This window comes from Bacteroidota bacterium (assembly GCA_016711505.1).
Taxonomy (GTDB): domain Bacteria; phylum Bacteroidota; class Bacteroidia; order AKYH767-A; family 2013-40CM-41-45; genus JADKIH01.
Genome location: JADJSV010000016.1, coordinates 24651 through 37877 on the forward strand (window position 1 = coordinate 24651; position 13227 = coordinate 37877).

Genomic DNA, 13227 nt, shown 5'->3' on the forward strand with positions numbered 1-13227 from the left:
TTTTGTTTGTATTAGGTCAAGGGTCAAAGGTCAAGGGTCAGGCATAACTTTGACCCTTGACCTTTGACCTAATCAACTATCCTAGTTTCCCCGTCCACCACATAATCATCCCTGTTACAAAGATGTTAGCGATTGAAAGAGGTAATAATATTTTCCATCCCAGATTCATAAGTTGATCATAACGGAAACGCGGAAGTGTCCAGCGGATCCACATGAAGAAGAATATGAAGAAGAATATTTTTCCGAATAAGAAGGCAGTTCCGATCATGCTTAACCAATTCGGATCGGTTACAAACCGTTCAATGAAAGGCATATTATAACCACCGAAGTAAAGCGTGCTGATCACTGCTGAAGAAATGAACATATTGATGTATTCAGCAAAAAGATAGAAGCCCAGTTTCATTGAACTGTATTCTGTGTGATATCCGCCAACTAATTCTGTTTCGCATTCAGGCAGATCAAATGGAGCGCGATTGGTTTCTGCAAATGCACAAATGATGAATATCAAACACCCAAGTGGCTGATAAAACGCATTCCATCTTCCACCCCATTGTTGTTCTGCAATTTCACGAACACTGAGTGTACCTGTCATCATTACCAGAGCGATAATTGCCAGACCCATTGCTATCTCATAGCTGATCATTTGGGATGATGCACGTAAGGCACCTAACAATGAGTATTTATTATTTGAAGCCCAGCCTCCGATCATAATTCCATATACTCCAATCGAAACGACACCGAATATGTAGAGAATACCAATGTTTACATCTGTTGCCTGCACAGGATAGAAATTTCCGCCGATAGACAATCCTTTTCCCCAGGGAATAACAGCACTTGTCATACAGGCAGTCAACATTGCCAGACTAGGACCAAGAATGAAAAGGAATTTACTCGAAACATTTGGAATGATCTCTTCTTTCATAAACATTTTCACACCGTCAGCTAATGGCTGCAGTATTCCGAATGGACCCGCGCGGTTTGGACCTAACCGATCCTGCATGAAAGCGGCAACCTTTCGCTCTGCATAAGTTGAATACATGGCCACCAGCAACGAAATCAAAAAGACTGATACGATGATGATGATTTTTATGAGAAGGTATGTTGACATTTTTTCTTTTCGTAATTCGTAATTTGTAATTCGTAATCAGAGATTAGAAAAACTGCCCGGTTCGGGCAACTTTTCACTATTCACGATTAGTTATCGTTATTAGTTATTCGTTTTCCACTGACAAGATTCTGAACAACTTTTACATCATTCAACAACGGTTTGTGAGCAGGCTCCGGAAGTGTATAATGATTTTGTGTGATCACTGAATGTCTGTCGAAGTTTGTTGGGCCATCGATCTGCCAATCGGAAGCTGCCTTTTTTTCGAAACGACAATCGTTACAGATCCAATCCTTCACTTCAGCATATTGATCCTTTCTTCCTGTAACACGATATACTTCCTCGCCTTTCATCCATAGTGTAACTTTTCCGGCGCACTTTGGACAATCGCGATGAGCATCAACTGGATTAGCAAACCACACACGCGATTTGAAACGGAACGTTCGATCTGTCAATGCACCAACGGGACAAACGTCGATCATGTTTCCGGAGAAATCATTATCGACTGCTTTCTGAATATATGTACTGATCTCAGAAACATCACCACGATTCATTACACCGTGTACACGTTTATCTGTGATCTGGTCAGCAACTTTCACACAACGGTAACATAGAATGCAACGCGTCATGTGTAATTTGATCTTTGAACCGATATCAATCTTATCAAATGTTCTCCGAGAAAATTCGTAACGTGTTTTTGCCAGACCATGTTCATAAGCAAGATCCTGCAAATGACATTCACCGGCCTGATCGCAGATCGGACAATCAAGCGGATGGTTGATCAATAAAAACTCAACCACTCCCGCACGTGCTTCCATCAAGTCAGGTGAAGTAATATTCTGCACTTCCATTCCATCCATAACAGTTGTTCTGCAAGAAGCAACAGGTTTTGGCATTGGACGAGGATCTTTTTCAGAACCTTTTGTGACTTTCACAATACAAGTACGGCAGTAACCGCCGCTTGTTTTCAGCGAAGAATAATAGCACATTGCGGGGGGAACAATTTCTCCTCCGATCATGCGAGCAGCGTTAAGTATTGTTGTACCGTCGGGTACCTCAATGCTCTTTCCATCAATTGTTACTTTTGCCATACTTTTTTCAGGTCAGAGGTCAAAGGTCAGAGGTCACACTTTTTGGTCTAATTGGAACTTGCAACTCTTAGATTATCCAATGGAATTCATACCAAATTCAGCGTTTTCTTCTTTTTACTTTCCTTTTCTATCTTATCTTTTAATTTTAATACAATTACACTAATGATCTTATTTATTTGAATTAATTCAGATCTTAAGTTTACAAATGCAGGCTCTTCACTGATCTTATATATTTCATCCAGGATTTCAAACCAATACTCAGTTTCATAACCAGAACGAAGCGCAATTTCATAGAACCTGCAAAATTCTTTGTCGCTACTACTTGCTTTTGCTTCATGCAAATTTGCTCCAATCGATGCTCCGCTTCTTGCTACCTGATCCCTGAGAAAATATTCTACTTTTTTATTCTTCAGATAATGACCAAGTTTCAATACTCTTATTGCAAACTTCCGTGATCGGGGAAGTATTTCTTCTTTTTTTTTATTATTGTCCATACTACAATGTATAGACAATAAATTTTATTTACATTTAATAAAAGCGACAAACTCTCTTATTAATACATCCTGCGTGACCTCTGACCTTTGACCTCTGACCTCAGTTAAACTGCTTGCTCCTTCAACCGATAGTAATGCTTCACATCCACAATCGATTTCGGATTTCGCACATAGTCTTCGAACTCTGCTCTGAAATGTCTGATCGCACTAGCAACGGGCCATGCCGCTGCATCTCCTAACGGACAAATAGTTTTTCCTTCTATTTTAGATTGTATATCCCACACCAGATCGATGTCGCTTAATGTTCCGTGGCCGTTTACGATTTTATGTAATACTTTTTCCATCCAGCCGGTTCCTTCACGACAAGGCGAACATTGTCCGCAGCTTTCGTGGTGATAGAAACGAGTGAAGTTCCAGAGATTTTTTACGATGCTTGTGCTTTCATCCATTACAATGAAGCCACCTGATCCTAACATTGTTCCGGTTGCAAATCCGCCGTCAGCAAGTGATTCGTACGACATTAATCGGGGTTCACCGTTTGCTGTCTTTAAAATTAATTCTGCAGGAAGAATTGGAACAGATGAACCTCCTGCAACTACTGCTTTCAGTTTTTTACCATTCTTAATTCCACCACACCATTCATCGCTGTAAATAAAATCTTCAACGGTAATTCCCATTTCAATTTCATAAACACCGGGCTTGTTGATGTGACCACTTGCTGAAATTAATTTCGTTCCTGTACTTTTTCCTATTCCGACTTTTGCATATTCGTCACCGCCATTATTCACGATGGGAACAACTGCTGCAATTGTTTCAACATTATTAACTACTGTCGGACAACCATACAAACCTGCAATTGCAGGAAATGGAGGTTTGATACGCGGATTTCCACGTTTGCCTTCCAGTGACTCAAGTAAAGCTGTTTCTTCTCCGCAGATATATGCACCTGCTCCAACCTGAACATACAGATCGAGTGAGTATCCGCTTCCTAATATATTCTTTCCAAGCCAACCATTTGCATACGCTTCGTCGATTGCTTGTTCTAAAATTCTTGCTACATAAAAATATTCTCCGCGGATGTAGATGTAAGAAGTATTTGCTCCAAGAGCAAAACTTGATGTGATCATTCCTTCTATAAGAAGATGCGGAATGCGTTCCATCAGATATCTGTCCTTGAAAGTTCCCGGTTCAGACTCATCTGCATTACATACAATATATCTTGCAACACCTTCCGGCTTCGCAAGGAAACTCCATTTCATTCCTGTGGGAAATCCTGCTCCACCTCTTCCACGCAATCCTGATTTTTTCACTTCTTCAACAATGGCTTCCGGAGTCATTGTTTTGATCGCTTTTTCTACGGAAGCATATCCGCCATTCTTACGATAAACATCATAAGTATTGATTCCCGGAATGTGGTCGTTATTTAAAAGTAATTTCTTTCCCATAATTAATTTCCGGCCTCCGCTTTATCTGTATAGGTTTTTCTTTTGCCTTCTGCACGGAATCTCTCAACGAGTGTATCTACTTTTTCAAGACTAAGATTTTCATAATAATCTGCACCCACTTGCATCATCGGCGCTGTGCCGCATGAACCAAGACATTCAACAGACTTCAGTGTAAACATTCCGTCAGATGTAGTTTGTCCGTTTTTTATATTCAATTTTTTTTCGAGATGAGAAATTACATCTTCAGCACCAAGTAACCAGCATGAACTTGTGCGACAAACTTCGATCACACATTTTCCGACAGGCTTCAGATTGAACATGGAATAAAATGAAGCAACTTCATATACTTCCACAGGTTCAATTCCAATTACAGAGGCAACGTAATCCATAGTTTCAGGACTAAGCCATCCATCAAACTCTGCTTGCGCAATATGCAGGATCGGAATCAATGCAGATTTATGTTTTCCTTCAGGATAACGTTGCATCATTCTCTTTGCGAGAGCAAGGGATTCGTCACTGAATTTAATTTCTTTACCGGTATTCATTTTAATGCGGTCAATTTTATTTTCTGATCAGGCGTCTAATTCACCTGCAATAACATTCATGGAACTCATTGTCAAAATTGCATCACTTAAGAAAGCTCCTTTGATCATTTCTCTGTACGCCTGATAATAGATGTAACAAGGACGACGGAAATGCAAACGAAACGGCTGACGACCTCCGTCGCTCATCAGATAAAATCCCAACTCACCATTTCCACCTTCAACACAATGATAAACTTCTCCCTTTCGGAACATCCGTTTCTCCCATTACAATTTTGAAATGGTAGATCAATGCTTCCATATTATTATACACGTCTTCTTTCGGAGGAAGATAGAATGATGGAATATCTGCATGGAAAGATGTCTTGTCCTGGAGTTTTTCAATTTTCTCCATTGCCTGACGAATGATAGACAAACTCTGATACATCTCTTCTTCACGAACCATGAAGCGATCGTATGTATCACCATTTTTCCCGATAGGAATTTCAAATTCAAATTCTTCGTATGAAGAATAAGGATTCATAGCACGAACGTCGTAATCAACTCCTGCTGCACGAAGATTCGGTCCACTGAAACTGTAATTCAATGCACGCTCTGCTGAAATCGGTCCGCAACCAATTGTGCGATCCATAAAAATTCTGTTACGAACTAAAAGTTTTTCGAATTCTTTTAATCCTGCAGGCAGATCGTTCACTAATTTCTTAATTTTTCTCCAGGCAGTTTCATTGAAGTCTCTTTCGAAGCCTCCTATGCGACCGATGTTAGTCGTAAGACGTGCACCACAGATCTCCTCGTAAATTTCATAAATATCTTCACGCCATTGGAACACATAAAGGAAACCTGTCATTGCTCCGGTATCAACACCAATTACACTATTGCAAACAAGATGATCTGAAATGCGTGCAAGTTCCATGATGATCACCCGCATGTATTCTACCCGTTTCGGAAGTTCAGCTTTGATCAGTTTTTCCACTGTCATATGCCAGCCCATATTATTGATCGGAGCAGAACAATAATTCATCCTGTCAGTAAGTGGAGTGATCTGATAAAACGGTTTATGCTCAGCAAGTTTTTCAAACGCACGATGGATATAACCAATCGTAGGTTCTGAATCAACGATGATCTCGCCATCCATCGTTAACACATTCTGGAAAATTCCATGTGTTGCCGGATGTGTTGGTCCAAGGTTAAGCGTTGTATACTGCTTATGATCGTCTGGTATCGTTGGCTTTAATTGCATTCCTAAGTTAATTTTTTGAAATTGGCTTTTTCACGACCAAACATTGTATCATCTTTATCGTAACGTGTACGATCTTCAACCGGATATTCTTTCCGCATCGGATGATAATCCATATCTTCTACATTCAGAATGCGAGTCATCTTTGGATGACCATTGAAACGAATGCCATAAAAATCGAATGCTTCTCTTTCCATCCAGTTCGCAGCTGAAAAGATTGGAATGAGTGTATCAAAATGCAGATCATTCAAAGTCGTATACGCTTTGATACGAATGCGAACATTGAAGACTAAACTATGCAATTGATACATCATTGCAAATGGTTTCGGTTCATCAGGAAGATGAATACCACATGCAGTTGTAAGATAACGAAACTGAAATCTTTCATCATCATACAAAAATTTACATAGAGAAACGAGGATACTTTTGTCGATCGTAAAAACAGTAAAATCGTATTTTTCTTCCCTGCTTAAAATTGCATTACCAAATTTTTCATTGATAGCTTCTGCGATCTGATCTATTGAAGGCTTATTCATATTCGATTATTCTATTCCGTAAGAAGCAAGAAGCTGTTTATACTCAGGAGAATTTCTGCGGCGTAATGATTCATTCTGGATAAGTGTCTGAATACTCATAACGCCTTCAAGAATTTGTTCAGGACGTGGTGGACAACCGGGAACATATACGTCGACAGGAATAATATGATCGATGCCTTGCAATACAGAATACGAATCGAAAATTCCACCGCTCGACGCACATGCACCAACTGAAAGAACCCAACGTGGTTCAGCCATTTGTTCGTACACCTGACGTAAAACAGGTCCCATCTTTTTTGCAATCGTTCCCATGACCATCAGAAGGTCGGCCTGACGCGGAGAAAAACTCAAACGTTCTGAACCGAATCTTGCAAGATCATAAGTTGAAGCCATTGTTGCCATGAATTCAATTCCGCAACAACTGGTTGCAAATGGAAGTGGCCAAATAGAATTTTTTCTCGCCAGTCCTACTACGTGATCCAACTTCGTTGCAAAGAATCCAGGACCTTCAAATCCGGCCGGAGCTTGTACAATATTTACGTTGGATGCTGATTGTATATCTTTCATTTCTTCCTTTCTTAAACTATTCCCACTTCAAAGCGCCTTTTCTGATGATGTAGAAAAATCCTGTTAGTAGTAAACCCATAAATAAAAACATCTCCAACAAACCCAACACACCAAGCTCTTTAAAGTTTACTGCCCAAGGATACATAAAGATCACTTCGACATCAAACAGAACGAATAGAATTGCGACCAGGAAATATTTGATTGAAAATGGAATTCTGGCATTGCCATGTGATTCGATTCCACACTCAAAAGTGTCAAGTTTTATCTTGGATTTCCGCTTTGGTCCCAGCAAATGAGTAGCGATCATTGTTGTAACAACAAAGCCTGCAGCTACCAAAAACTGGATCAGGATGGGAAGAAAGTCGGAAGTATGACTTGAAGGGTTCATTTTTAACGAAATTCAGGGCTTTTTGTCTGAATAACAGGCAAATTTATGGTTTTTATACTTGCCAATTTCGCATTTTACTGCATTTTTTTACGCTATTTATTTACCTTATATATATGTATCGAAAATACTAAAACAAGCTTTACTCAAACATTCGCATTTGACCATTCTCATATCACTTTTTAGCCAAAAAAAGCCGTTTTAGTCACGAGGTAATTTTAAAATGATATCGTTTCTTAAATAAATGCAAAAAATTTAAATTAAACGTTTGTTTAATTTAAACAATCGTTTAATTTTGCGCCCGAAATTTAAAATATGACAAAGAAAGAACACATACTTGCAATTTCTGAAGAGTTGTTTGCTGAATTCGGGTACGATGCCACATCGATCCGGATGATAGCCAAAAAAGCTGATATCAATATTGCAATGGTCTCTTACTATTTCGGTTCAAAAGAAATGTTGTTTACGGAAATGGTTGAACAAAGAGCATTGATCTTCAGGACAAAATTACAAGACATCCAGAAAGATATTGAAGATCCAATCGCCAGAATTGACAGTATGATCGAAAGCTATATTGATAAGGTGATGGACAATTACAGATTTCACAAAATTCTTCATCGGCAAATCTCATTACAGAATACAGATGAAATGAGTAATCAGATTCAATCGATACTTATGAAAAATATTACTGAAGTAAGAAACATCATAGAAGATGGAATCAGAAAAAAAGTTTTCCGTCAGGTCGATGTTGAATTACTGATCATAACTTTTTTCGGAACAGTAGCTCAGTTTTCCAATTCATCATGTCTTACTACACGCTTGTTTGATCTCGACAATAACAAACATATCAGTGAATATCCTGAAATGAAAGCGCGAATGAAAAAATATCTCACAGATCTTTTTAAAAAATATTTAATGATCTCAAATGAATAAAATTCCAGAACATATGATCAAAAAAATCAGGTCACTTTTCTTTGTACTTATTGCAGGACTCCCTCTTTCCGGGTTTGCTCAACAAAAATCAGAATTGCTTTCCGTCAATGAATTGATAAAAACAGGACTGGACAGCAGTAAATCACTGAAGATCTCACAGGCTAAATTACAAATGGCTCAGGCAAAATATGATCAGGCTATGGATGCAACATTGCCAACTGTAAAGCTGAATGCAAATTATACCAGACTGAGTGACATTGAAGCTCCTAAGTTTTTATTTCCGGGAGCAAGTGAACCGGTTTCGTTATTTCCTGTTTATCTGAATAATTACTCTGTCGGCATCAGCGCATCTGAAACAATTTTTTCAGGATTCAGACTGAAGTATGCAAAAGAATCTACCAATCTTTTAAATGATGCTGCGAAATTTGAATTCGTTAAAGACAGAGAAGATATTATTTTCAATCTGCTCAATGCATATTTTAATCTGAACAAATTAGAATCTTCAGAAAAAGTAATTCAGGAAAACTTAAAGCAAACCGCAGAACGTATCCGTGAGACTGAACTTGCAGAGAAAAACGGGCTTGTTACTCAGAATGATTTGTTACGCTGGAAATTACAACAGTCGAATCTTGAATTGACTTTACTGGACATCCAGAACAACCTTGAGGTAGCAAACTATAATCTCAATCTTCAGTTAGGACAAAATCCGGAAACGAAAATTGAAGTTGATTCGAACGCCATCACTACTTTTCACACTGTATTATCGCTTCAGGAATACATGGACATTGCAGCAAAAAACAGAAATGATCTTACTGCTGCTCAGATCCGTTCCAATGCTTCATTTAACAATTTGCAGATCGCTAAAAACAGTTATCTGCCAAGGATAACAATTCAAGGTGAAGCCCTGGATGCAAGACCTAATAGCAGATACATTCCACCGGTAGATAAATTCAATTCAACGTGGGCAGCAGGAATTACATTTAACTGGGACCTCATCAGTATCTACTCCAACAAGCACAATGTAGACGAATATCAATCTCTTTATGTTCAGTCAAAAGAAAGAGTGAATATTCTATCTGATGCAATTAAAGTCGACGTCAATCAAAATTATCTTAATTACAATGAAGCCATCAAAAGACTTCAGGTAATGGAAAGATCAGTTGTTCAATCGGAAGAGAATTTAAGACTCACTGATTCGAGATATAAAAACAGTCTTGTTATTCTTAGTGAATTACTGGAAGCAAACAATCTTGTTATCCAATCTAAAATAAATCTTGCCATTGCAAGAGCTGATCTGCAAGTAGCATATTATCGTCTTATAAAATCAGCAGGAAACCTACAAAAAGAATTTTAAAAATTATGGAAAATACAGCACCCAAAAAGAAAAATAAAGTCCTACCAATTATCCTTGTGTTGGTAGTTTGCACTGTTGGAATTTATGCATTCAATAAAATCTCCTATGCACGTCATCATGAAGATACAGACGATGCACAACTTGATAACGATATCAATCCTGTCCTGGCAAGAGTAGCAGGGTATGTTGATCAGATCCGTTTTGAAGATAATCAAATGGTAAATAAAGGCGACACTCTTGTTTTACTTGACGACCGCGATCTGGAGATAAAAGTTGAACAAGCTGCGGCCGCACTTGAAAATGCGAAGGCTTCCGTTTCTGTTGCAGAAGCAAATGTAAGTTCAGCAATTGCGAATTTTGAAACAGCAAAATCTACGGTTGAATCATCAAGAATAAGAGTATGGAAAAGTTCTCAGGATTTCACAAGATTTCAGAATCTGTTAAACGATAAAGCTGTCACTCAACAACAATATGATGCAGCAAAAGCCGAAAAGGAAACTGCAGATGCGCAACAATCAATTTCACAACGTCAGCAAAACGCTGCATCGGCAATGGTTGACGCTGCAAAGAAACAGATCACTGTTGCGAATGCGAACGTAAGTCAGAAGCAAGCTGATCTTGACTACGCTAAACTTCAGTTATCGTATGCAACGATCATCGCTCCTGCTACAGGAATTGCATCAAAGAAAAATATTCAGCAAGGACAGTTTGTTAATGCCGGCTCATCACTTTTTGCAATTGTTGCAGACAATAATGTATATGTATTGGCAAATTTCAAAGAAACCCAACTGGAAAAAATGCAAAAAGGAAATCCTGTTGAAGTGATCGTAGATGCATTTCCTGATACTAAACTGGAAGGAACTGTCTATAATTTTTCAGCTGCAACAGGAGCAAAATTTTCATTGTTACCACCTGATAATGCTACCGGAAATTTTGTAAAAGTCATTCAGCGGATACCGGTCAAGATCGCATTGAAAGGACTGGAAACTCTGAAAGATAAACTTCGTCCGGGAATGTCGGTGAAAGTTTCGGTGAAGATTGATTGAGTTTTATGTTGTGGAAAGAATGCAGTGAAATCCGTTTAAGGAGTTTAAGGGGCTTGAATTGTTCCACACATCATAAATAATTAAAACGCTACAATCAATAATTTTAAATTAAAGAAAGAAAAACAAAATGCCCGAACAAGGCTTTAATAAATGGATCATCACCTTCACGGTGATCATGGCATCACTGCTGGAGTTGATCGACACAACGGTAGTGAATGTTTCCATGCCACAGATCATGGGAAACCTCGGCGCAACCCTGGAAGATGTTGGCTGGGTCGTTACAGCATATGCTGTTGCCAATGTAATTATTCTTCCAATGTCAGGTTGGCTATCTGCAAAATTCGGCAGGAAAAATTATTTCATATTCTCAATTATTCTTTTCACTGTTGCTTCTTTCTTTTGCGGGAATGCAGACAACATCTGGGAGTTGGTTATTTTCCGATTCATACAAGGAATTGGTGGTGGTGCTTTGCTGGGAACATCACAGGCAATTCTCGTTGAAACATGGCCGAAAGAACAATTGGGAATGGCAACAGCGATGTTTGGTTTAGGAGTTGTTGTCGGCCCTACATTAGGTCCCACACTCGGAGGATATATCACAGATCATTTCTCCTGGCCGTGGATCTTTTACGTAAATATTCCACTTGGAGTGATCGCTGTATTATTGAGTTTGTCTTACATAAAAGAATCAAAGGTCATACAAAAGATCGGTTCAGTCGACTGGCTCGGGATCATTTTACTCATCATAGGAATAGGTTCATTACAGATTGTTTTAGAAAAAGGTGAAACAGAAGACTGGTTTGAAACGCCATACATTTCAGTATTAAGTATCCTGTCAATTTTAGGAATTATTCTATTCATCTGGCGTGAATTGACAACAGAACATCCAATCGTAGATCTCCGCATTCTTAAGAACAGAGAACTCTCGATCGGAATGTTTACCACATTCATACTTGGCTTCGGTTTGTTCGGTTCTGTATTTGTATTTCCGATCTTCTGTCAGAATATCCTTGGATTTACTGCACAGCAGACAGGCGAACTTCTTATCCCGGGAGGACTGGCTACGATCTTTATGATGCCAATGGTTGGAAAACTATTACAGAAAAAATTTCCACCTCAGATCATGGCCACATTTGGGTTTCTTTTTTTCTTCGCATTCACAGTGCTATTGTCAAGATCAAGTTTATCGTCAGGTGAAAGTGATTTTTATCTGCCGCTGATCATTCGTGGAATCGGATTGAGTTTCTTATTTGTTCCATTAACGACTCTTGCATTAGGTTCATTGAAACCTGAGAACATTGCTCAGGGAACAGGATTGAACAATATGATGCGACAACTTGGCGGTTCATTCGGAGTGGCTATTGTAACAACTTTCATCCACCTTCGTCAGGCACATCATCGTTCAGATCTGATCGTAAATGTCAATCCTTACAATCCGGCATTTACTGAAAGATTTCAGACTTATTACAATGGTTTCATAGCAAAAGGCTTTGATGCAGCACATGCACAAAGTCTGGCTTACAAAGCAATTGACGGAACAATTCTTAAACAAACATACCTTATGACATATATGGATGGCTTTTGGTTCATTGGAGTATTCTTTCTTGCGTGTATTCCCCTACTCTACTTACAAAGATTCAACAGGAATTCAAAAGTATCTGCTGCAGATGCGCATTAAAAAATAATAAAGCCGACTCAAATGAGCCGGCTTTTTTTGAACCTACTACTAACTTAATCCACAAAAAAATATTTACATCCGGAGTTTTGAGATCTCTCCACTTCCAATGATCTTAGAAGAAATTTTTCCAGGTTCTTCAACATAATAAACATTTCCACTTCCGGTAATTGTAACATTCAGATCATTTTTAACATCAACAGTACTCGTTCCACTTCCACTGATTGCAACGGCGCTTCTGAAACTATTCAACTCACGGGCATCAATATTTCCACTGCCGCTGATTCGGATATCTGTTTCGGAAGAACTTCCTTTCAGATCAAGATTTCCCGAACCCGATAAATTTGCTTTTAGCGATTTGCTATCAACCATTACTCTGATATCACCGGAACCTGATAATTTCAAATTCATAAATTCACATTGAAACTGGCTTCGTGTTACAATATTTCCGGAACCGGTTAATTCTACCAGACATAGATCTTTCACCGTTAAATATATTGTAACCGGTTTTGTAAACCTGATGTTGTCATCAGCATCTACAACAAGCGAATTGTTTTTGATCACTGTTGTGATTTTCCCGATCAGATTATCTTCTGCTTCGATACGTACTTCCTGCTTATCGCCTTGAGTAACATAAATATTTGCAGAACTTTTTAATTCAATCCCACTGAATGTTTCCAGTTCACGGGTTTCAGTTACTGTCTGTCCTGAACCTTCTATCCGGCAACCATAAGAAGTTGTATTGAGAAGCAGAGTTGTTGCGATAACTAAGATATTTGTTTTCATTTTAATTGAATTTAATTATGTGTTTTGTTAA

Annotated in this window: 13 protein-coding genes and 1 pseudogene; 4 read left to right on the forward strand and 10 right to left on the reverse strand. The window is 38.6% G+C overall.

Annotation, left to right across the window (positions count from 1 at the left end):
* Positions 1-76: 76 nt before the first annotated feature.
* The 9 genes and pseudogenes from nuoH to IPL24_13085 all read right to left on the reverse strand — a co-directional run bounded on the left by nuoH (position 77) and on the right by IPL24_13085 (position 7405).
* Positions 77-1108 carry an NADH-quinone oxidoreductase subunit NuoH gene (nuoH, locus tag IPL24_13045; protein MBK8364541.1) on the reverse strand — a complete coding sequence of 344 codons (1032 nt, stop codon included), beginning with the start codon at positions 1106-1108 and terminating at the stop codon, positions 77-79.
* A gap of 86 nt (positions 1109-1194) precedes the next feature.
* Positions 1195-2196: a (2Fe-2S)-binding protein gene (locus IPL24_13050; GenBank protein MBK8364542.1), complete on the reverse strand. Its 1002-nt coding sequence runs from the start codon at positions 2194-2196 to the stop codon at positions 1195-1197.
* A gap of 86 nt (positions 2197-2282) precedes the next feature.
* Positions 2283-2690, reverse strand: coding sequence for a four helix bundle protein (locus IPL24_13055; protein ID MBK8364543.1), 408 nt, complete (start codon positions 2688-2690; stop codon positions 2283-2285).
* 104 nt (positions 2691-2794) lie between these two features.
* Positions 2795-4135 (reverse strand): NADH-quinone oxidoreductase subunit NuoF, encoded by a 1341-nt coding sequence (nuoF, locus tag IPL24_13060; protein MBK8364544.1) that lies wholly within the window; start codon positions 4133-4135, stop codon positions 2795-2797.
* 2 nt (positions 4136-4137) lie between these two features.
* On the reverse strand, positions 4138-4680 hold the full coding sequence (nuoE, locus tag IPL24_13065; GenBank protein ID MBK8364545.1) for an NADH-quinone oxidoreductase subunit NuoE: 543 nt from the start codon (positions 4678-4680) through the stop codon (positions 4138-4140).
* A gap of 27 nt (positions 4681-4707) precedes the next feature.
* Positions 4708-5917: pseudogene (locus IPL24_13070) on the reverse strand (NADH-quinone oxidoreductase subunit D).
* A gap of 2 nt (positions 5918-5919) precedes the next feature.
* The gene (locus IPL24_13075; GenBank protein ID MBK8364546.1) at positions 5920-6450 is read right to left on the reverse strand and encodes an NADH-quinone oxidoreductase subunit C; all 531 of its coding nucleotides are present in this window, start codon (positions 6448-6450) and stop codon (positions 5920-5922) included.
* 6 nt (positions 6451-6456) lie between these two features.
* Positions 6457-7017, reverse strand: coding sequence for an NADH-quinone oxidoreductase subunit B (locus tag IPL24_13080; protein MBK8364547.1), 561 nt, complete (start codon positions 7015-7017; stop codon positions 6457-6459).
* Between the two features lie 16 nt (positions 7018-7033).
* Positions 7034-7405: an NADH-quinone oxidoreductase subunit A gene (locus IPL24_13085; GenBank protein MBK8364548.1), complete on the reverse strand. Its 372-nt coding sequence runs from the start codon at positions 7403-7405 to the stop codon at positions 7034-7036.
* Between the two features lie 312 nt (positions 7406-7717).
* Between IPL24_13085 and IPL24_13090 the strand changes: the two genes are divergently transcribed.
* From IPL24_13090 to IPL24_13105, 4 genes are all read left to right on the forward strand, one after another.
* Entirely contained in the window at positions 7718-8335 is a 618-nt protein-coding gene (locus tag IPL24_13090; protein MBK8364549.1) for a TetR/AcrR family transcriptional regulator, read from the forward strand.
* Positions 8328-9689, forward strand: coding sequence for a TolC family protein (locus IPL24_13095; GenBank protein MBK8364550.1), 1362 nt, complete (start codon positions 8328-8330; stop codon positions 9687-9689). Before IPL24_13090 ends, IPL24_13095 begins: the two co-directional genes overlap by 8 nt.
* Positions 9690-9694: 5 nt before the next feature.
* Positions 9695-10735: an HlyD family secretion protein gene (locus tag IPL24_13100; protein MBK8364551.1), complete on the forward strand. Its 1041-nt coding sequence runs from the start codon at positions 9695-9697 to the stop codon at positions 10733-10735.
* Positions 10736-10862: 127 nt separating this feature from the next.
* Complete coding sequence (locus IPL24_13105; protein ID MBK8364552.1) at positions 10863-12413, forward strand: DHA2 family efflux MFS transporter permease subunit; 1551 nt, start codon at positions 10863-10865, stop codon at positions 12411-12413.
* A 72-nt stretch (positions 12414-12485) separates the two neighbouring features.
* Here IPL24_13105 and IPL24_13110 read toward each other — a convergent pair whose 3' ends face one another.
* Positions 12486-13196, reverse strand: a complete 711-nt coding sequence (locus IPL24_13110) for a DUF2807 domain-containing protein (GenBank protein ID MBK8364553.1) — start codon at positions 13194-13196, stop codon at positions 12486-12488.
* Positions 13197-13227 lie beyond the last annotated feature (31 nt).